The 20294-nt window shown below is 69.5% G+C and carries 21 protein-coding genes; 15 read left to right on the top strand and 6 right to left on the bottom strand.

Annotated features, from left to right (window positions below; translation table 11 throughout):
* Window positions 1–6: 6 nt before the first annotated feature.
* From FHR90_RS00170 to FHR90_RS00190, 5 genes are all read left to right on the top strand, one after another.
* Window positions 7–1323 (top strand): hypothetical protein, encoded by a 1317-nt coding sequence (locus FHR90_RS00170; RefSeq protein ID WP_183274557.1) that lies wholly within the window; start codon window positions 7–9, stop codon window positions 1321–1323.
* Between the two features lie 32 nt (window positions 1324–1355).
* Window positions 1356–2156 (top strand): glycosyltransferase family 2 protein, encoded by an 801-nt coding sequence (locus FHR90_RS00175; protein ID WP_176626945.1) that lies wholly within the window; start codon window positions 1356–1358, stop codon window positions 2154–2156.
* Window positions 2153–2884, top strand: a complete 732-nt coding sequence (locus tag FHR90_RS00180) for a TVP38/TMEM64 family protein (RefSeq protein WP_183274558.1) — start codon at window positions 2153–2155, stop codon at window positions 2882–2884. The genes FHR90_RS00175 and FHR90_RS00180 overlap by 4 nt, the downstream gene beginning before the upstream one ends.
* 262 nt (window positions 2885–3146) lie before the next feature.
* The gene (locus tag FHR90_RS00185) at window positions 3147–3611 is read left to right on the top strand and encodes a MucR family transcriptional regulator (RefSeq protein WP_183274559.1); all 465 of its coding nucleotides are present in this window, start codon (window positions 3147–3149) and stop codon (window positions 3609–3611) included.
* 102 nt (window positions 3612–3713) lie between these two features.
* Window positions 3714–4622, top strand: a complete 909-nt coding sequence (locus FHR90_RS00190; RefSeq protein WP_183274560.1) for an XdhC family protein — start codon at window positions 3714–3716, stop codon at window positions 4620–4622.
* A gap of 17 nt (window positions 4623–4639) precedes the next feature.
* On the opposite strand, the gene FHR90_RS00195 is transcribed toward FHR90_RS00190, so the two are convergent.
* On the bottom strand, window positions 4640–5251 hold the full coding sequence (locus FHR90_RS00195; protein ID WP_176626323.1) for an NIPSNAP family protein: 612 nt from the start codon (window positions 5249–5251) through the stop codon (window positions 4640–4642).
* A gap of 72 nt (window positions 5252–5323) precedes the next feature.
* Complete coding sequence (locus FHR90_RS00200; RefSeq protein ID WP_176626327.1) at window positions 5324–5593, bottom strand: hypothetical protein; 270 nt, start codon at window positions 5591–5593, stop codon at window positions 5324–5326.
* Window positions 5594–5842: 249 nt separating this feature from the next.
* On the opposite strand from FHR90_RS00200, the gene FHR90_RS00205 reads away from it, so the two are divergent.
* From FHR90_RS00205 to FHR90_RS00220, 4 genes are all read left to right on the top strand, one after another.
* Window positions 5843–6199: a lipopolysaccharide assembly protein LapA domain-containing protein gene (locus FHR90_RS00205; protein ID WP_183274561.1), complete on the top strand. Its 357-nt coding sequence runs from the start codon at window positions 5843–5845 to the stop codon at window positions 6197–6199.
* A 10-nt stretch (window positions 6200–6209) separates the two neighbouring features.
* On the top strand, window positions 6210–6932 hold the full coding sequence (pyrF, locus tag FHR90_RS00210; protein ID WP_183274562.1) for an orotidine-5'-phosphate decarboxylase: 723 nt from the start codon (window positions 6210–6212) through the stop codon (window positions 6930–6932).
* 1 nt (window position 6933) lies between these two features.
* A complete protein-coding gene (locus FHR90_RS00215; RefSeq protein ID WP_183274563.1) occupies window positions 6934–7572 on the top strand; it encodes a phosphoribosylanthranilate isomerase in 639 nt (212 codons plus the stop codon).
* Window positions 7573–7704: 132 nt separating this feature from the next.
* Window positions 7705–10242, top strand: coding sequence for a TonB-dependent receptor (locus FHR90_RS00220; protein WP_183274564.1), 2538 nt, complete (start codon window positions 7705–7707; stop codon window positions 10240–10242).
* Here FHR90_RS00220 and FHR90_RS00225 read toward each other — a convergent pair.
* Window positions 10228–11769 carry a hypothetical protein gene (locus FHR90_RS00225; protein WP_183274565.1) on the bottom strand — a complete coding sequence of 514 codons (1542 nt, stop codon included), beginning with the start codon at window positions 11767–11769 and terminating at the stop codon, window positions 10228–10230. The two genes, FHR90_RS00220 and FHR90_RS00225, sit on opposite strands and share 15 nt — an antisense overlap.
* Before the next feature lie 168 nt (window positions 11770–11937).
* On the opposite strand from FHR90_RS00225, the gene FHR90_RS00230 reads away from it, so the two are divergent.
* Window positions 11938–12327, top strand: a complete 390-nt coding sequence (locus tag FHR90_RS00230; protein WP_176625686.1) for a c-type cytochrome — start codon at window positions 11938–11940, stop codon at window positions 12325–12327.
* Window positions 12328–12409: 82 nt separating this feature from the next.
* On the opposite strand, the gene FHR90_RS00235 is transcribed toward FHR90_RS00230, so the two are convergent.
* Complete coding sequence (locus tag FHR90_RS00235) at window positions 12410–12664, bottom strand: hypothetical protein (RefSeq protein ID WP_176625687.1); 255 nt, start codon at window positions 12662–12664, stop codon at window positions 12410–12412.
* Window positions 12665–12808: 144 nt separating this feature from the next.
* On the opposite strand from FHR90_RS00235, the gene FHR90_RS00240 reads away from it, so the two are divergent.
* Window positions 12809–13111: a PsiF family protein gene (locus FHR90_RS00240; RefSeq protein ID WP_176625688.1), complete on the top strand. Its 303-nt coding sequence runs from the start codon at window positions 12809–12811 to the stop codon at window positions 13109–13111.
* 154 nt (window positions 13112–13265) lie between these two features.
* On the opposite strand, the gene rho is transcribed toward FHR90_RS00240, so the two are convergent.
* Together rho and FHR90_RS00250 are read right to left on the bottom strand one after the other, a co-directional pair.
* Window positions 13266–14636, bottom strand: coding sequence for a transcription termination factor Rho (gene rho / locus FHR90_RS00245; RefSeq protein WP_183274566.1), 1371 nt, complete (start codon window positions 14634–14636; stop codon window positions 13266–13268).
* Between the two features lie 250 nt (window positions 14637–14886).
* The gene (locus FHR90_RS00250; RefSeq protein ID WP_176625236.1) at window positions 14887–15873 is read right to left on the bottom strand and encodes a magnesium transporter CorA family protein; all 987 of its coding nucleotides are present in this window, start codon (window positions 15871–15873) and stop codon (window positions 14887–14889) included.
* Window positions 15874–15970: 97 nt separating this feature from the next.
* Between FHR90_RS00250 and trpB the strand changes: the two genes are divergently transcribed.
* From trpB to FHR90_RS00270, 4 genes are all read left to right on the top strand, one after another.
* Complete coding sequence (gene trpB / locus FHR90_RS00255; RefSeq protein WP_176625238.1) at window positions 15971–17221, top strand: tryptophan synthase subunit beta; 1251 nt, start codon at window positions 15971–15973, stop codon at window positions 17219–17221.
* On the top strand, window positions 17218–18060 hold the full coding sequence (gene trpA, locus FHR90_RS00260; RefSeq protein WP_183274567.1) for a tryptophan synthase subunit alpha: 843 nt from the start codon (window positions 17218–17220) through the stop codon (window positions 18058–18060). The genes trpB and trpA overlap by 4 nt, the downstream gene beginning before the upstream one ends.
* Window positions 18057–18923, top strand: coding sequence for an acetyl-CoA carboxylase, carboxyltransferase subunit beta (gene accD, locus FHR90_RS00265; RefSeq protein ID WP_176626107.1), 867 nt, complete (start codon window positions 18057–18059; stop codon window positions 18921–18923). Before trpA ends, accD begins: the two co-directional genes overlap by 4 nt.
* Window positions 18924–19000: 77 nt before the next feature.
* Window positions 19001–20293: a bifunctional folylpolyglutamate synthase/dihydrofolate synthase gene (locus FHR90_RS00270; protein ID WP_183274660.1), complete on the top strand. Its 1293-nt coding sequence runs from the start codon at window positions 19001–19003 to the stop codon at window positions 20291–20293.
* Window position 20294: the final 1 nt, after the last annotated feature.

A 20294-nucleotide genomic window follows, 5' to 3' on the forward strand; every position in this document is an offset into this window, starting at 1 on the left:
GTCCTGATGCCGCCGATCGCGACGCGTCTCGGCCGCCATGGCCGGGGCGCCCTGACGCTTGCCGCCTGTCTTGCCGTGTTCGTGGCCCTGCTGGCCTGGCGCGAACCAGTGGTGTTCCTGCAGGGCCGCTTCTGGGCGGAGGAATGCGGCGTCTTCTACGACCATGCCTGGCAGGTCGGCTTCTGGCCGGCGGCGCTGTGGTCGTATGCCGGCTATCTGAACCTGCCGGCCGACCTCGCCGGCGCGCTGGCCCGCTGGCTGGTGCCGGTGGAGCTCGCGCCCAGGGTGACAGAGGCGATCGCCATCGCCGGCATGGCCTGCCCGGTGCTGGTGCTGGCCACCAGCCAGACGCCGTGGCTGCGCCGGGGGCCGGTGCGGCTGGCGGCGGTCGCGCTGGTGATGATCGTGCCGGCGGCGGAGGAGGTGTGGCTCAACACGCTGCATGTGCAGTTCCAGCTCGCACTTGCCACTGCGCTGATCGTCTCGCTCGACGCGGAGCGCGGCCGCACCGCCCGGGCATACCGCGCGCTGCTGCTGGTCGCACCGCTGTCGGGCATGGTGTCAGTGATGCTGCTGCCGCTGCTGGCACTGCGCTGCGGCGTCGAGCGGGCCGCGCGCCGCGAGCGGCTGTGGCAGCTCGGCATGCTGGGCGCGGGGGCGGCGGTGCAGGTGGGGCTGTTCTATCACGGCACCGACGCGCGGGGGCATGTCTCGCCGGTGCTGGTGGGGTCGGCCTTCACCGCCAAGCTGGTCCTCGAGCCGCTGCTCGGCATGGACGGAGCGGCGGAGACGGCCAAGGCGATGTGGGTCGATCTGGAGTTGCATCGCACGCCCTGGCTGGCGCTGCTGGCCGGGCCGTGTGCGGGGCTGGTGCTGCTGTGGCTGGCGCTCGGATGCCGCAGCGCGCTGTGGCTGCTGCTGTGCGCGGGGCTGGTGGCGATCGGTTCGTTCGTCGGCATGCTCGACCCCCAGGACGTGATCGTGCTGCGCCATGTCGGCGAGCGTTATGCCTTCGTGCCGCAGGCCTGCGCCCTGCTGGCGCTGCTGGCCATCGCGGCCTCGCGCCATCGGGGGATGTGGGGGCTGCTGCGACGACTGCTCGCCACGGGGCTGTGTGTCTGGCTGGCGGGGATGGCGCTGGTGTCGATCGCCGCCACGCCGGCAGGCGAGCTCGACGGCCGCGACTGGCGCGCGGAGGTGGCGCTGTGGCGCGCCGATCCGGCGCATGCGCCGCGCTGCTGGCCGTCCGATGACTGGCGGGTGACGCATCTGCCTGCGCCGCGCGACACGCCCGGGTTGTCCAACGCCCCCACCGGCGGCTAGAAGACCCGACCTGCCGGAACCGAAATCGTCACATGCTCGCAGACAAGAAGATCGCGGTCGTCCTGCCCGCCTACAATGCGGCGAAGACCCTGCGCCGGACCTTCGAGGAGATCCCGCGCGACATCGTCGACGACATCATCCTCACCGACGATGCCAGCCGCGACGACACCGCCGCACTGGCCGAGTCGCTGGGCATCCACACCGTGCGCCACGACGCCAATCGCGGCTACGGCGGCAACCAGAAGACCTGCTACACGGTCGCACTGCAGCGCGGCGCCGACATCGTGGTGATGCTGCATCCCGACTACCAGTATACGCCGCGGCTGCTGATCGCGATGGCGTCGATGATCGCCTCCGAGCAGTTCGACGTGGTGCTCGGATCGCGCATCCTGGGCTCCGGCGCGCTGGCCGGCGGCATGCCGCTCTACAAATACATCGCCAATCGCGGCCTCACGCTCGCACAGAACATCCTCCAGGGCGCGCATCTGTCGGAATATCACACCGGCTACCGCGCCTGGAGCCGGGCGGTGCTGCTGCGGCTGCCGCTGCTGGCCTGCTCGGACGATTTCGTGTTCGACAACGAGATGCTGGCGCAGACGCTGCATTTCGGCTTCCGGGTCGGCGAGATCTCCTGTCCGACGCGCTATTTCGCCGAGGCCTCGTCGATCAACCTGCGCCGGTCGATCACTTATGGCTTCGGCGTGCTGGGCACCGCCGGGCGCTACCGGATGCAGAAGATGCTGCGCCGTCGTCTGTCGCTGTTTGCGGACGATGTGGCACTGCGCCTGCCGATGGACGGGCTGCCGGGACCGCGCGGCAACGCCGCTCCTTGAGCCTGCCGGCCACCGGGCGGGCACCGGCGCGTGCCGCCACGCTGCGCGTCGCCCTGGGCGGGGGGCTGCTGGCGGCGCTGGCAGCGACGGTGGTGGTCCTGCGGCTGCGCCCCGGGCTCGCCGCCCCGCTGCGTGCGGCCCTCGATGACGCGCAGGGCTGGGCGCATGGGTCCTGGCCGCAATTCGTCGCCCTGCAGGTGCTGATCGCACTGTCCGGCGTGGTTCCGGCCTCGCTGGTCGGGCTGGCGGCGGGTGCCGCCTATGGTCCGGTGCTCGGCTTCGCGGTGGCGGCGGCGAGCACGCTGGCGGCGGCGGCGATCGCCTTCGCCCTCGCCCGGTCTGCGCTGCGCCCGGCGATCGCGGCGATGCTGTCGCGCCGCGCGGCGCTGTCGCGCATCGATCGCGCCATCACCCGCGACGGGTGGCGCACGGTGTGCCTGCTGCGGGTGTCGCCGGTGATGCCGTTCGCGCTGACCTCCTACGCCCTCGGCCTGACCGGGCTGAGGACGTCGCATTACATCCTCGGCACGCTTGCCGCCCTGCCGGCGCTGGCCGGCTATGTGGTGCTGGGCTGGCTGGGCCGGGTGGGCGCGCGCCATGCTGCCGACGGGCTCTCGGCGTTCCAGGCCATCGGGCTCGGGATCGGCGCGATCGCGACGATCGGCATGATCGTGCATGTCGGCAGGCTGCTGCGGCGCGCCGTGCTAACAGAACATGAGTGTGACTGACGATTCATGAACAATTCGACATGAGTTTCGATTTTCCGGTGCAATTCACGTCTTGCATGCGGGGAACCGAGCGCGTAATCGAAGACCGTTACTTGTCTTGTCTGTACGATGTTTTCGCCTTGCAAGTGTCCAGAATGGATCCGGCAGTCACCCTCCGCTTGCAGACCGCCGATCAGAACCGGCGGGACGTTCCCTTTACGGAACCGTGACCGCGACGCATCGACCGGCAATTCGACTGAAAGACGGAGCATTTCGGAAAGAAATGACTGAAGACATCAACAAGAACGATCTTCTCGCCCTGACCGCGCAGATCGTCTCGGCGCATCTGAGCAATAATGCCATCGAGCCTTCCCGGGTCACGGCATTGATCACCGAGGTGTACCAGAGCCTGCGCAGTCTCGGCGAGCCCGCCCCCGAGCCGGCGCCGGCGCCGGTACCGGCGGTGCCGATCAAGAAGAGCGTGTTTCCCGACTATCTGATCTGCCTCGAGGACGGGAAGAAGCTCAAGATGCTCAAGCGGCATCTGATGACCACCTACGACCTCACCCCGGACGCCTATCGGCAGAAATGGGGCCTTCCCAGCGACTATCCGATGGTGGCGCCGAACTATGCGGCACATCGCTCGTCGCTGGCGCGCAAGATCGGCCTCGGTCGCCGCCAGCCGGTGCAGAGCGAACCCGCCCCGGCGCGTCGCGGCCGTCGCGCCAAGGCTCCGGTCGAGGCCTGAGCGTCGACCGACACCGCGCCCCTCGCCACGCCTGAGGCCCGTCTCGACTGGACCCCGCCGGACTGGCCGTTCTTCGGTCTCGACGGCAGGGTCGAGCCGTTTGTGTTCGCCGCCAGCGAGCGCGGCGCGGCCGTCGCACTGGCGACCCTCGTCGCCCTCGACGGCGGCGGACCACGGCCGCCCGGCAGCCAGATGGCGATCACGGGCGAGGGTGTCTGCGGCTATCTCTCCGGCGGCTGCATCGAGGCCGACATCGTCGGACATGCCGCATCCGTGCTGGAGACCGGCGAGCCGCTGCTGCTGCGCTATGGCGAGGGCGGCCCCTGGTTTGACCTGAAACTGCCCTGCGGCGGCGGCATGAGCGTGCTGGTCGAGCGGCTGCTGCCCGACGATCCCGCACTCGCCGTCTGGCGTGGACGTGGGCGCGAGGTGCTGTGCTGGTGCAGTGACGGCCGCCTCCGCCGGGCCGAAGCCGTGGCGGCGGGCGAGGCCGGCTGCGCCTGGGACGGCACCACCGTGCGGCTGAGCGTGCCGCCGCCCTGGCGGCTGGTGGTGGTCGGACACAATCCGGGTGCGCTGGCCATCGCCCTGCTCGGCGCGCAGACCGGGCTGCAAACCCACCTGCTGCGCGAGTCGGCGACCACCACCGTGCCCGGACACGGCATCCGTCTGCATTCCGGCCGGATCGCCGACAGCCTCGCGGCGCTACGCCCCGACCGCTGGACGGCGATCGCCGTCGCCGGACACGACGAGGACGCAGACCGCCGCGCACTGGCAGCCGCCCTGCCCTCGGCGGCCAGTTATGTCGGCCTGCTCGGCTCGCGCAGGCGGCTCGTGGCGCATCGTGCGGCGCTCATCGGGCAGTATGGGCTGTCACCGGGCCAGCTCGACCGGCTGCATGCGCCGATCGGCCTCGATCTGGGCGGCAAGGCGCCGTGGGACGTCGCACTCAGCGTCATCGCCGAGATCGTCCGCCACCGCCATCGTTCCGACGGCACGCAGGCCGGGTAGCGACCCTTGCCGGCCGCTCAGCGGATCGGAAAGCCGGGGTCGGCCAGCGCGATCGTCGAGGTCGCGTGGTGGATGTGCTCCGGGCCACCCTTGGGCGGCCACAGCCCGGCGGCATAGTGATCGCGACGCAGTTCGTTGCGCTCCTCGACGCTGGCGAAGCCCCACAGATGCGTGATCCGCAGCGGGCCGTCGAGCGCATACAGGGCGGTGACGAGATGGTCGGTGTAGCGATGGGCGGGACCGATCGCCTGCTGCCATCCGGCCAGGGTGGCGGGCAGGCCGCCGGGAACGAGATGGTATGTCCGCAACTCGAACACGCCGCCATAGTCGCGCGGCACGGGAGCCGGCAGGAAGGGGAACGGCGCGTAGCTCTCCATCGTCAGCCTCACGCCGGCGGAGGCGCTGCCGCACGGATCGGCGCTGTGCAGGGCGCGGCGACGCTCGGCGGCAAGGGCGTCGGCATCGGGGAAGGCGCGCAGGACGACCAGATCGCCGATCGGGCCGATCTCGGTCGTCCACAGGCCCAGAACCGAACCGGCGACGGAGCCGGCGAGCCAGTCGCTGGCCCCCTGCCTGACACCCTTTGCGGTGAAGACGGAGCCGGAAAGGGTGGCGATCTCGTAGAGCATGAGCTGTCCTCGACAATGCGAACGCCCGTCGCGATGCCCGGGGCCTGGGACGGCGCGGGTCCATGACACCCTTTAGATGAAGGTGCCGCGCAGGAAGCCGAGTGCGGGCAGCGGACGCCAGGCCTTCGGCAGGTCGGAGCGGCGGATCGGGGCGACGGAGTAGTGCGGCAGCGGCTGGCGGGCGCCGGCCAGGAAGCCGGCATAGGCGGCGACCTGGGCGGCGCGCCAGCTTCGGTCGGCGAGTGCGGCCTCTCGGGTGGGATAGATCTCGGCGATGCGGTCCTGACGGCCGAGCGAGGCGATCACCGCCCACAGCGAATCCTCGGCGCGCGGGCGTCGCAGCGGAACGACATTCGCCTCACCCGACCCGGTGGCGGGGCGGGGCGCTGTCGGCGGGGTGCGGGACGAGAAGCCGGCCACCGGGCGAGCGTGGTCCGATCCGTCGGGGCCGTCAACGACAACATCGTCGCCGCCTGGCATGAACGGCGGGGGGACTGGCGCGTAAGCACGTTGCCTGCGATGTAGCGTGATGTGCGGGCCGGGGCGAGCGGTCCCGCAGTGAAACGGTCCAGTCAGGGAGCGGGGCGAGCGATGTTGCGGGTGATCATCGGACTGGTGTTTCTCGTCGTGCTGGTGCTGTTCGTGCTGTCGAATACCGCGCCGCTGCAGCTCAGGATCCTCAGCTACGACGTCTATCACCCGGTGGCGACCGGGCTGGTGCTGGTGCTGTTCTCGGCCACCGCGCTGCTGGTCGGCGCGCTGCTGATGTGGTTCAGCGAGCTGGGGCAGCGCCGCCGCGCGAGGCGCGCGGAGGCGCAGGTGCGGGCGCTGGAGACGCGTGTTTCGGAGCTGACCACCCAGATCGCCACCGCCGCGCGGCCCGCGCCCTATGCGCCCGCCCCCGCGGCGGTCACGCCGGGCATCGCGACCGGCCCGATCGCCGGCTGAGCCGCCGGGCATGACCACCGGCCTGATCGTCGCGATCGACACCCCCGAGCTGCCGCAGGCGCAGGCGATGATCGGCCGGCTGCGCGGCCTGGGCGCGATGCCGAAGCTGGGGCTGGAGTTCTTCCTCGCGCACGGGCCGGCCGGGGTGGCTGCGGCGGTGCAGGGCGAGCCGTTCTTCCTCGACCTCAAGCTGCATGACATTCCCAACACCGTCGCCGGCGCGGTGCGCAGCATCCTGCCGCTGTCGCCGACGCTGCTCACCGTGCATGCCGCCGGCGGAGCGGCGCTGGTGGCGGCTGCGCGGGGCGCGATCGACAGTGCCATCGCCGAAGGGGGGCTGCCGGCCGGCGGGCATGCCTGGCCGAGGCTGCTGGCGGTCACCGTGCTGACCAGTCTCGATGGGGCAGCCCTTGCCGCGACCGGGGTGGCGGATCAGCCCGAGGCGCAGGTGCGGCGACTGGCCGGGCTGGCGCTGGGCGCGGGAGCGGACGGGCTGGTGTGCAGCCCGCACGAGGTGGCGATGCTGCGTGAGGCGTATGGGGCCGATCCGGTGCTGGTGGTGCCGGGCATCCGTCCCGCCGGCGCGGCGCCGGGCGACCAGGCTCGGGTGATGACACCGCGTGAGGCGGCACGCGCGGGGGCCAGCTGGATCGTGGTCGGTCGGCCGATCACCACCGCCGCCGATCCCGAAGCCGCCACGCAGGCGATCCTCGACGAGCTGGCCGCGGCGTGAGATGGCGGTCGCGGTCAAGATCTGCGGCCTGAGCGACGCGGCCGGGATCGAGGCGGCGCGCGGCGCGGACTGGATCGGCTTCGTCTTCCACCCCGCCTCGCCGCGGGCGGTCAGCCCGGCACAGGTCCGCCGGCTGCTCGACGACGCACCGGGGCATCCGCCGGCGATCGGGCTGTTCGTGCGGCCTGACGAGGCGATGGTGGCGGAAGCGCTGGACACGGTGCGGCTGGACGGGTTGCAGCTCTACACCGATGCCGGGACCGCCGCCCGGCTGGGCCATCGCTTCGGGCTGCCGGTCTGGCTGGCCCTCGGCGTCGGCGCGCGCGCCGACCTGCCGCAGCACGCCCCGCCGGGTATCGGGCGGCTGCTGGTCGAGGCGAAACCGCCGCCGGGGGCTCGGCTGCCGGGCGGAAACGCAACGGCGTTCGACCACCGGCTGACACAGGGCTGGGCGGCACCGCTGCCGTGGCTGCTGGCCGGCGGACTGACCCCCGGCAACGTGGCCGGAGCGATCGGGGAGAGCGGGGCGGAGGCGGTGGATGTGTCGTCGGGGGTCGAGCACTCGCCCGGGCGCAAGGACCCCGGGCTGATCGACGCCTTCATCCGGGCGGCGCGCAGCGCATCCGTCATGCGTTCGTAACAATCCCGATATGTTGTCGTAACGACACAGTCGGGCGCAAACTTGTCTGCGCGGTCAAACATGCGTGATGACACGGGGGCGTAACGAGCTAGAAGCGCTGCGACAGACCGCATCGCTGACGAGGCCGCCCCGATGATCCGACACACACGACTGACCCTCCTGCTGGCCGGCACGGCGATGATCGCGCCGGGCGCGCTCGCGCAGCAGAGCCCGACCGCCGGCACGACCCCCAACACGACCCATGTCCATCATGCCCGGGCGCATCATGCGGCCCGGCATGGCGCGGCCGCGCACAAGAACAGGACGACGCAGGCGGCGCCGGCCGCCGCCGCACCGGCCACCTCGACGGCATATGCGCCGGCGGCACCGCGCGTGGTGACGCAGGCCAGCAGCGCGGGCAGCGAAAGCATCCTGGTGACGGGGCGCAGCGCGCGCACCCGGCTGCCGGGCGGCGGGCTGATGCGGGTGGAGACGGCGCCGAAGGCGGTGATGACGATCAGCCGCGACTTCATCGCCAAGCAGTCGCCGACCACCAACGCGCAGCAGTTGCTGCGCATGCTGCCCAGCACCAACGTCACCGATGCCGATCCGTACGGGCTGTTTTCCGGCACCTCGCGCGTGCGCGGGCTCGACACGTCCGAGCAGGGCTATGTGCTGGAGGGGCTGCCGCTCAACGATATCGGCAATTCGGCCTTCTATTCGAACGAGGTGGTCGAGGCGGAGGATCTCGAAAGCGTGCAGCTCCAGCCAGGCACGGTCAATCTCGACACGCCGACGGTGAGTGCGGCGGGCGGTCTGGTCACACTCACGATGAAGGACCCGGCGATGAAGCCCGGCGGCCTCGTCGACATCAGCTATGGCACCTACAAGCTGAACCGCGAGTTCATCCGCCTCGACAGCGGCGTGATCGGCAACAGCGGCCTGCGCGGCATGTTCGCCTTCAGCCACACCCATGCCAACAACTACATGGGCCCGGGCGGTGCGGAGAAGAAGCACATCGACGTCAAGATCGTGAACGATTTTGCCAATGGCAGCCGGGCGAGCTTCGTCGTCGCCTATAACGATCAGGTCAACGACAGCTACAATTACGGCTCGTTCACCGCGGCGAACTTCGCCAACCTGATCTCGAAGGGGAATTCGAACTCGTATCTCGCCGACTACAAGGGCGTGAACACGGCTGGCACCAACTACTACAAGCTGCACGTCAACCCGTTCAACAACGTGATCGTGTCAGCGCCGTCGACCGCGGTGATCAACAGCCACCTGCACATCGACGACACGCCCTATTTCTGGCACGGCATCGGCAACGGCACGGGTGCTTCGATCCTCACCGAGGGCAGCACCTGGTATGGCAACATCAACGAGCCGATCGACCTCAACGGCGACGGCAAGGTCACCAAGGCGACCGCGATCGCGCTGACGCCGTCGAACCAGGAGCAGTTCCGCCCCGGCAACGTGCTCAAGCTGGTGTTCACGCCCGACAAGCATCACACGATCGAGGCGGGCTACTGGTACGAGTACTCGAACCTGCTGCAGTACTCGCCGGTGGTGAAGGTCAATCAGGCGACCGGCGAGGCGGCCAACATCTGGGGCCAGTCGAGCTTCTACACGCTGCCGAACGGCCAGCCTTACTGGTACCGGAACTGGCTGACGATCACCAACGTCAACATGCTGTTCCTCGGCGACACGGCGAAGTATTTCGACAATCGCCTGACCGTGGCAGCAGGGTTCAAGGAAGCGATGGTACATCGCAACCTCGACAACTACATCCCCGGCACGACCTACAACCGCACGCTCAACATCGCCGAGCCGCTGCCGCAGCTCGGCGTGTCGTGGCAGTTCAACAAGGCCAACCAGGTCTATGTGAGTGTCGCGACCAATTTCCGCGCGCCGTCCAACGCCTCGCTGGCCGACCAGATCAGCAACACCACCGGCAAGATCACCCAGCGCGGCGGTGACAGCCGCTCGGAATACTCGATCTCCGAGGAAGTCGGCTACCGTTACAACGGACCGGTGGTGGTCGGCTCGATCTCGTTCTTCAATTACAACTTCACCAACCGGCAGATTTCGCTGAACTATTTCGTGGGCGGCGCACCCTACAGCCAGACGGCAAATGCCGGCGGCCAGACCACGCGCGGCGTCGACATCCAGCTTTCGACCCTGCCGATCCTGTATCACCTGCGTCCTTACGCGACCTTCGAGTATCTCGATGCCAAGGTCGACAACAACATTCAGGCGACGGGGACGCTGAACGGCAAGACGATCATCGACTACCTGCCGACCACCGGCAAACGGGCGATCGCCAGCCCGAAGGTGCAGGCCAAGCTCGGCATCGACTACGACGACGGCAGCTTCTTCCTCGGCACCGATCTCGACTATGTCGGCCAGCAGTACTCGACGTTCATGAACGACGAGAAGATGCCCGACTTCATCACCAACAGCGTCTATGGCGGCTATCGTTTCCATAGCTGGGGCCGTCTGAAGGCGCCGCAGATCCAGATCAACGCCGCCAACCTGACCGGCGCGATCTACCGCACCGGCATCTACAGCTATCAGAACAACGCCAAGGCGACGCGCGGCGTGTTCGGCAGCACGATCGGTGGCTCGGCCCCGGCCTATTACATCCAGCCGGGCTTCTACATCGCCGCCACCCTGTCATCGTCCTTCTGAGGGCGCGGACATGGCGGGGTCCGGTGCGAGCAGCCGGGTTCCGCCGGGCCCGGTGAGCAGCACGCGATAGTTGCGCGCAAGGATGTCGGCGAACGGGTCGTGGCCGATGGCATCTCGTGCCTCGGCATGGATCGAGGAGTGGGGATCGTCCTCGATCAGGGCGAAGCGATGCGCGGCGAGCATCGCGGCGAAGCCCGAATCCGGGCCGCCGGTCAGCACCTTCTGGGTGAGGTTGAACATGTCGACGCCGAAGGGCCGGCCTGCCCAGGCGCACAGCGAGAGCATCTGGCAGCCGACCGGACCGTCGGCCGCGGCGAGGGCGCCGATCATCGGCGCCCAGGCGGCGGCACGCGCCTCGCGCTGGGTCAGCGCCTGCACGGAGAGGCGCAGATGCTGCGGGGCGGCGCCGATCAGCGGCAGGGCGGCGAAGACCAGCAGCGCGGGCGCGCCGATCGTGGTGCCGCGCAGGCGCGGCGGCCGGGCGATCGCCGCATCGAGCGCGATGCCAAGCGCGAGGCTCAGCGCGATCACGGTCGGGAACTGCGCGTTGTAGTACACGCCGTCGCCGATGCGCTGGAGCACGCCGGTGACCAGGGCGACGGCGAGGAAAGGAACGACGAGCCCGAGGGCGATGCGATGCGGCGAGCGTCTGAGCATCAGCCCGATCACCAGCCCGGCCGGGATCAGCGGCAGCAGTTTCTGCAGCCCGAACAGCGCCCGCGCGGGGGTAAAGACGCGATGGTGACCGAGGATGTCGGCGAAGGCATCCGCACCCCAGGCGAGCCAGACCATCATCGCCCCCGCGGCCAGCGCCACGGCGGCGGCGGCCAGCCACACCGCGCAGGCGCGCGGCCGCAGCCACAGCAGCCAGATCGTGGTGGCAAGGGGGAGTGCGACCAGATTGTGCTTGATGAAGCCGGCCATCACCATCAGCAGCGCCGCGGCGGCGATGCGGACCACCGGCAGCGGCCCACCGCGCAGCCGCTCCGGGCGGTCGACCAGCACCGCCAGCCCGGCGAGCATCACCGCATGCGCCAGCCATTGCGGATCGTCCATCGCGACATAGACGCGGAACCAGGTGGCGATCAGCAGCAGCATGGCGAGCCCGCCGGCGATCGCCGGGCGCCAGGCGAGGCCGAGGCGGCGCAGGCACAGCGCGACCAGCGCGCCGCTGGCCAGCAGGCCGAGCAGGGCGATGATCCGCCCGGCCACGATCATGTCACCCACCAGCCATCGCCCGGCCGCACCGACGATCAGGAAGCCGAGCGGCGGGTAGTTGTTGAACACCAGCGTGTCGGGACCGGGATAGAGCGGTCCGGTACCGGGCATGACCGCCCTGGCAGCGAAACCGGCATTCCATCCCTCGTTGTAATCGAGCGGGATCTGCATCGGGATCGTCGCCACCGGGCCGAGCACGAGCCCGATCAGCAGCAAGGCTCCACAGGCCAGCGCGAGGTCGAAGCCACGTATCCCGGCGAGGGCGATGGGACGGGCAAGCGCGTCCCAGGGTCGAACGGTGCAGGTCATGCGTGTGGGGTCGGGCCTGTCGTGATGCATCGTGGGGCATTGTGCCCGGCTTTCGTCGCTGCATCGTTACGTCGACTGTAAGGTTTGATCTCCGGAGGATGATTTTCCTGTCACAAGGGCAACGGGTTTGCATTGCCTGACGACGGATTTTTGCCTTAGCCTGCGCCAATGAGCAAAATTCGTGCGCAGTTCCACCGGGCCGGCCTTGCGGCCGCCCTGCTTGTCCCCGCCCTTGCCCTCGCACCCGACCGGGCGGACGCCGCCGACGGCGCGGCGCTGTTCAAGAGCCAGTGCTCCACCTGCCACGCGATCGGCCCCGCGCCGGGCTTCAAGATGGGTCCGAATCTCAAGGGTGTGGTCGGCCGCAAGCCGGGCAGCGTCGCCGGATTCCACTACACGGCCGGCTTCGCCAAGGCGGATTTCGTCTGGGACCAGCCGCATCTCGACGCCTGGCTCACCGACCCGAAGAAGGTGATTCCCGGCACGATCATGATCTATCACCAGCCCGACGCGGCCACCCGGGCGGCGATCATCGATTATCTCAAGACTACGAACTGAGCCGGCGTTTTCTTCCAATCCGACGCCGGCCCGCACCCCGGGGTGGGGGTGCGGGCCGGTGCCGGACATTCCAGACGACCGCTCAGGGCTCGTCTTCGTCGTCGCCGGCGTTCTCGTCGTACCAGTCGAGCATCTCGTCGTGGAACTCGGGATCGTCGAGCAGGCGCTTGGCCAGGGCCGCGACGAGCAGGGCCGGCACCGGAAGTTCCGGCGCGTCCTCGTCGATCTCGGTGGCGGACGCAATGCGCACCGACATGTGCTCGCCCTGCTGGCCGATCACCAGCGCGAACTCGCCCGGCTCGAGGGTGAGGTCGTCGTCGGAAGAGGAATCGCTCATGTCGGGATACTCCGTTGCGGTGCGGACAAGTCTATGGCGTGTGCGGCGCCTGTCACCCTATTGTTGCGTTGTCCGAACATCGTCCGGCGATCGGCGCCGGGGAGCGGAGCGGACGAGCCTTGCGCCTTGGGGAGGGCGCCACCGATGAGGATTGCCATCTGTACGGCCCTGTGCGGCCTGTCGCTTGCTTTTGCGGTGCCGGCGCGTGCCGAAAATGCACAGCAGACCCTGATGAAGACCTGCAACACCGAGGCGAAGACCAAGGCCGTCGCCGGCGCGGCGCGCAAGGACTTCATGAGCCACTGCCTCAGGGGCGAACCCACCGACGCCCCGGCCAAGCCCGCCACCCCGCAGGAGCGGATGAAGGCCTGCAACGCCGACCCCCAGGCCAAGACCCTGAAGGGCGACGCCCGCAAGGCCTTCATGAGCAGCTGCCTGAAGAAATAATCGGCCCAAGCCCGGACCGAAAAGGACGAGGGGGCGTCCAGAATGGTCAGATGGCGTGAGAGGACGAGAACCGGAGCGGAGCGGCCTTGATGGCCGTGAGCACCGGAAGCGCAGGCCTCTCGCGCCAGATGGCCGTTCTGGGCGCCCCCGCCCCTCAGGTATTCATGGCGTCGAAGAAATCCTGATTGGACTTGCTGTATTTCAGCTTGTCGATGAGGAAGTCCATCGCGTCCTGGCTGCCCATCGGGCTGAGGATACGGCGCAGCACCCACATCTTCGACAGGGTGGCGCGGTCGACCAGCATCTCTTCCTTGCGGGTGCCGGACTTGGTGATGTCGATGGCCGGGAAGGTGCGGCGATCGGAGAGCTTGCGGTCGAGGATCAGCTCGGAGTTGCCGGTGCCCTTGAACTCCTCGAAGATCACCTCGTCCATGCGCGAGCCGGTGTCGATCAAGGCGGTCGCGATGATGGTCAGCGAGCCGCCCTGCTCGATGTTGCGCGCCGCACCGAAGAAGCGCTTCGGCCGCTGGAGCGCGTTGGCGTCGACACCACCGGTCAGCACCTTGCCCGAGGAGGGCACCACGGCGTTGTAGGCACGTGCGAGTCGGGTGATGGAATCGAGCAGGATGACGACGTCGCGCTTGTGCTCGACGAGGCGCTTGGCCTTCTCGATCACCATCTCGGCGACCTGCACGTGGCGGGTCGAGGGCTCGTCGAAGGTGGAGGCGACGACCTCGCCGCGCACCGAGCGGGCCATGTCGGTGACTTCCTCGGGACGCTCGTCGATCAGCAGCACGATGAGGAACACGTCGGGGTTGTTGGCGGTGATGGCCGACGCGATCGACTGCAGCATCACCGTCTTGCCGGTGCGCGGCGGGGCGACGACGAGGGCGCGCTGGCCCATGCCGATCGGGGCCACGAGGTCGATGATGCGCGGGGTGTAGTCCTTGGTGCGGGCCTGCTTGTCGCCCTTGTCGGCGCGCAGCGTCAGCACCTCGCCGGCGGCCGGCGCGGCCGCGGGCGCCGGCGCGGGTGTGGCGACGGCAGGCGCCTGGCTCTGGCCGACGGGAACGGTGTCGTTCTCCATCTTGAGGCGGCGGTCGGGGTAGAGCGGGGTGAGGTTGTCGAAGTTGATGCGGTGGCGGACCGCGTCGGGGGCCTCGAAATTGATCGTGTTGACCTTCAGCAGCGCGAAATAGCGCTCGCCGTCACGCGGGGCGCGGATCTCGCCCTCGACGGTGTCGCCGGTGCGCAGCGCGAAGCGCCGCACCTGGGAGGGACTGACATAGATGTCGTCGGGGCCGGGCAGGTAGTTCGATTCCGGGCTGCGCAGGAAGCCGAACCCGTCGGGGAGGATTTCCAGCGTGCCGATGCCGAAGATCGCCTGCTCGTTGTCGGCCAGCGCCTTGAGGATGGCGAACATCATGTCCTGCTTGCGCAGCGATGATGCGTTCTCGATCTGCAGCGATTCGGCCAGGGAAAGCAGGTCGGCCGGGGTTTTGGCCTTGAGTTCGGCAAGATGCATCGAGAAATGAGCCTCGGAAATCAATCAGGGATCCCGCGGGCACGGCAGACGGGTCGTCCAAGGGTCGGGACGAGGGGGTCCGGGAAAACCGGGCGTCTGTGGGTGATGTGTCCGGCAGGACGAGAAAACGGCGGGGGTCAGACGCGAGCCGGTCGACCAAGGTCGGGCTGCTCGCGCCGAACATCCGGCAGTTAGGCGATCAGCCCCACCATGTCAACGACAACGCCCCGGATGACCGCTGCGGGCACGTTTAAGCGCTACGTCCGAGCCAGCCCTTGCGCCAGAACCACAGCAGCGGCAGGCAGATCGTCACCGCCATCAGCGCCAGCGCATAGAAGTAGCCGTAATGCCAGTGCAGCTCCGGCATGTGCTCGAAATTCATGCCGTAGATCGAGGCGACCAGGGTGGGGGGCACGCCGATGAAGCTGACCACGGTCAGCAGCCGCAGCCCGCCATTCTGGTCGATGTTGATGAAACCGAGCGTGGCATCGAGCAGGAAATGCACCTTCTCCATGCATTGGTTCTCATAGTCGGTCAGCGAGCCGACGTCGCGCTGCAGCGTCTGCAGGCGCTGGCCGATCGCGGCGGGGCAGGTGTCGAAGGTGTTGTCGGCGAGATACGAGCAGATGCGCTGCACGCCGAGCAGTGAATCGCGCACCGCCGAGACCAGCTCGCCGGTGCGGCCGATCTGGGCGAGGGTGAGGCGCATGGCGCGGTCGTGCTGGCGTTCGGGGCGGCGGAGGCGGCCGCCAGCCTCGACATTGAAGATGCGGCGCGACAGCCGGTCGAGCTCGCCGCCGGTATGCTCGAGGATGTCGGCGAGGCGGTCGATGATCGCCTCCAGCAGGCCGACGAACATGGCCGAGCTGCCGACATGCTCCTCCCCCTTGGCCAGCCGGTCGGAGAAGAGCTGGAACACCGGGTAATCGGTGTAGCGCAGGCTGAGCAGGTGGTCGCGCGACAGCACGAAGCCGAGCGGACCCTTGAACACCCCGCCCTCGACCCGGCGCAGCAGCGTCATGCTCAGATAGAGCACGTCGCCCTCGCGATACTGGCGCGAGGAGGTCTCGATCTCCTCCAGGTCGGCGCGGGTGGGGATTTCGAGCCCGGTGGCCGCCTCCACCAGGCGGATGTCCTCGGGGCTGGGGTCGAGCAGGTCCAGCCAGACCGCCTGGTCGGCCTCGGCCGGGCTGGTGACGGGGAACGGCTTGATGCGGGGCGGATGGGCGAGGATCATCGAATGGCAGCGTTGCGCGGGGCGGGGGGCTTCGCAAGGGGGAGCTGCGCGACGCGCAGGGTGACGCAGGGGCGGGCGTTGCGTTAAAGCAGGCGCGATGAGCGCGTTCCCCGATCATGAAACTGTCACGCACGACCACCTGACGCCGAACAGCCGGCGGAGCGGGCCGGATGCGCGCGGCCGGTTCGGGCAGCATGGCGGACGCTTCGTCGCCGAGACGCTGATGCCGCCGATCCTCGAGCTGGAGGCGGCGTACGAGGCGGCGAAGGCCGATCCCGGCTTCCGCCGCGAGCTCGATTTCCATCTGAAGGATTATGTCGGCCGGCCGAGCCCGCTGTGGCTGGCGCGCCGGCTGACCGAGGAGCTGGGGGGGGCAAAGGTCTATCTCAAGCGCGAGGAGCTCAACCACACCGGCTCGCACAAGCTCAACAACGTCATGGGCCAGATCCTGCTGGCCCGGCGGATGGGCAAGAAGCGCATCATCGCCGAGACCGGGGCGGGGCAGCACGGGGTGGCCACCGCCACGGTGTGTGCGCTGTTCGGGCTGGAATGCGAGATTTTCATGGGCGAGACCGACGTGGTCCGCCAGCAGCCCAACGTATTCCGCATGCGGCTGCTGGGCGCGAAGGTCCATGCGGTGAAGGCGGGCGCGGGCACGCTCAAGGACGCGATGAACGAGGCGATGCGCGACTGGGTCGCCAACGTCGCGACCACCTATTACCTGATCGGCACCGTCGCCGGCCCCGCCCCCTACCCGGCCATGGTGCGCGACTTCCAGTGCGTCATCGGCGACGAGACCCGTGCGCAGATCCTCGCCGCCGAAGGCCGGCTGCCGGATGCGATCGTGGCCTGCGTCGGCGGCGGGTCGAACGCGATGGGCATCTTTCACCCGTTCCTCGACGATGACGGCGTGCGGCTGATTGGCGTCGAGGCGGCGGGGCACGGGTTCGATTCCGGCCAGACCGCGGCCAGCCTCAATCGCGGCCGTCCCGGCGTGCTGCACGGCAACCGCACCTACCTGCTGCAGGACGCGGACGGGCAGATCGAGGAGGCGCACTCGATTTCCGCCGGGCTCGACTATCCCGGCATCGGGCCGGAGCATTCGTGGCTGTATGACACCGGGCGCGGCGAGTATGTCGGCGCGACCGACGAGGAGGCGCTCGCCGCCTTCACGCAGCTCGCCCGCACCGAGGGCATCCTGCCGGCGCTGGAGAGCGCGCACGCGCTGGCCCATGTGGCGAAGCTCGCGCCGACCCTGCCGGCGGAGGCGATCGTCGTGGTCAACCTGTCGGGGCGTGGCGACAAGGACATCTATACCGTGGCCGAGCATCTCGGAGTGACGTTGTGAGCCGCATCGCCGGGCGCTTCGCCGAGCTCGCCGCCGCGGGGCGCGGCGCGCTGATCCCCTATCTCCAGGCCTACGATCCGGATCTCGCCACATCCGAGGCGATCCTGGCCGGGATGGCGGAGGCAGGCGCGGACCTGATCGAGATCGGGGTGCCGTTCTCCGATCCGATGGCCGACGGACCAACCATCCAGCGCGCCGCACGGCGCGGGCTTGCGGCCGGGGCGACGCTGGCCGGGGTGCTGGCGATGGTGGCCCGCTTCCGCGCGCACGACACCACCACGCCGGTGGTGCTGATGGGCTATCTCAACCCGATCGACAGCTACGGGCCCGAGCGCTTCTGCAACGATGCCGCCGCCGCCGGGGTGGACGGGCTGATCGTGGTCGACATGCCGGCCGAGGAGGCGGACCTGCTCGCGCCGCACGCCGCCGCCGCCGGCCTCGACATCATCCGGCTGGTCGCGCCGACCACCGATGCGGCGCGGCTGCCGGTGGTGCTCGAGGGGGCGTCGGGCTTCATCTATTATGTGTCGATCACCGGCATCACCGGCACGCGCAGCGCGAGTTCGGACGAGCTTGCCGCCGCCCTGCCCCGCATCCGTGCCGCCAGCCGCCTGCCGGTGGCGATCGGCTTCGGCGTGCGGACACCGGCACAGGCGGCCGGGGCCGCGCGGATCGGCGATGCGGCGGTGGTCGCCTCGGTGCTGATCGAGACGCTGGCCGCGACCCTGGACGACCGGGGACGGGCCACGCCGGGCACCGTGGATTCGGTGCTTGCGGAGGTGCGCGCCCTCGCCGCCGCGGTGCGGGCCCCGCAGAAGATCAAGGAAGACGTTCGATGAGCTGGCTGACCACCTATGTGCGGCCGAAGATCCGCAACCTGCTCGGCAAGCGCGAGGTGCCCGACAATCTGTGGGTGCAGTGCGACGCGTGCAAGCAGATGATCTTCGTCAAGGATCTGGAGAAGAACCTCAAGGTCTGCCCGCATTGCAGCCACCACATGCGCGCGGACGCCGCCGAGCGGCTGGCCTGGACCTTCGATGACGGCCAGTACACCCGCATCGAGCTGCCGAAGGCGCCGCATGATCCGCTGGGGTTTCGCGACCGCAAGCGCTACCCCGACCGCCTGAAGGAGGCGCGCGCCGCCACCGGCCACGACGATGCGCTGATGGTCGCACACGGCACGATCGGCGGCGAGCCGGCGGTGGTGGCGGTGCTGGCATTCGAGTTCCTGTCCGGCACGATGGGGGCGGCGGTCGGCGAGGGGCTGGTGGCCGCGGCGCGGCTGGCGGTGTTGCAGAAGGCGGCCCTGGTGGTGTTCACCGCCTCGGGCGGAGCGCGCATGCAGGAGGGGATGATCAGCCTGATGCAGATGCCGCGCTCGGTGATCGCGCGGCAGATGCTGCGCGAGGCGAAGCTGCCCTACATCGTCGTGCTGACCAACCCGACCACCGGCGGCGTGACGGCCTCCTTCGCCATGCTCGGCGACGTGCAGATCGCCGAGCCGAACGCGCTGATCGGGTTTGCCGGCCAGCGGGTGATCCAGCAGACGGTGCGCGAGACGCTGCCGGAGGGGTTCCAGCGTTCGGAATACCTGCTTGATCACGGCATGCTGGACATGGTGGTCGCCCGACGCGAGCTGCCCGGGCGGCTGGGCACGCTGATCGCGCTGCTCGGCCATGGGGCGGCGAAGGTCGCGGCCTGAGCACGCAGATGGGCGTCGCCACGATCTCTCCCGACCGCGTGCTGCCGACCATCGCGCGCAGCGGCGAGGCCGGGCGGATGGATGCGATCCTCGAACGGCTGCATCATCTCTATCCGCAGCTCATCGACCTCTCTCTCGGCCGGATCGAGCGTCTCGCCGCCCGGCTCGGCCACCCCGAACGCGCACTGCCGCCGGTCATCCACGTCGCCGGCACCAACGGCAAGGGCAGCACCTGTGCGACGCTGCGGGCGATCGCCGAGGCCGCCGGCTGGCGTACGCATGTCACCGTCTCGCCGCATCTGGTCGCACTCAACGAGCGCTTCCGCATCGCCGGCCGTCTGGTGGACGACACCGAACTCGCCGACACGCTGGCCGAGATCGAGCGGGTCAACGCAGGCGCGCCGATCACCATCTTCGAGGTGCTGACCGCCGTCTGGCTGCTGCTGTTCTCGCGTCATCCGGCCGAGCTCGCGGTCGTCGAGGTGGGCCTGGGCGGTCGCTATGACGCCACCAACCTGCTCGACCGGCCCGCCGCCTGCGCGATCGCCTCGATCTCGATGGATCACGAGGCCTTTCTCGGCGACAGCCTCGCCGGGATCGCCGGCGAGAAGGCCGGCATCATCAAGCCGGGCGTCCCGGTGGTCACCGGGCGGCAGGCCCGCGAGGTGATCGAGGTGATCGAGGCGGAGGCCCGGGCGAAGGACGCGACGCTGTGGCTGCGCGACCGCGACTGGTGGATCGAGCCCGCCGGCGACCGGCTGGCCTATCGCGACCGGCACGGATCGCTCGACCTGCCGCTGCCGTCGCTGCCCGGGGCGCACCAGATCGACAATACCGGCCTTGCCGTCGCCGCGCTGCGCGCCGCCCTGCACGCGGGCGACGGACTGCCGGTGCTGCCCGGGCGGGCGTGGGAGGGTATTGCCCGGATCGACTGGCCGGGACGGCTGCAACGCCTGCATGGAGCGCTCGCCGCGCGCCTGCCGCCCGGCTGGGAGCTGTGGCTGGACGGCGGCCATAACCCCGGCGCCGGCCTCGCACTGGCCGACACGCTCGCCGGCTGGTCGGACCGGCCGCTGCATCTGCTGGTCGGCATGAAGCAGAGCAAGAATGCCGCCGGATTTCTCACCCCGCTGCTGGCGCACGTGCGGAGCGTCTGGGCAGTCGCCGAGCCCGACCAGCATCTCGCCCTGCCGGTAGCCGAGATCGTCGCCGCCTCGGGCGGGATCGCGCAGCCTGGCCCGACCGTTGCCGATGCGCTGGCGAAACTGTCGGGCGAGGCCCCCGCCTCTCCCGCCGCGCGGGTGCTGGTCTGCGGCTCGCTCTATCTCGCCGGAGAGGTGCTCAAGGCCGATGGCAGCCTGCCGCGATGAG

The organism is Endobacter medicaginis (assembly GCF_014192375.1).
Taxonomy (GTDB): Bacteria; Pseudomonadota; Alphaproteobacteria; order Acetobacterales; family Acetobacteraceae; genus Endobacter; species Endobacter medicaginis.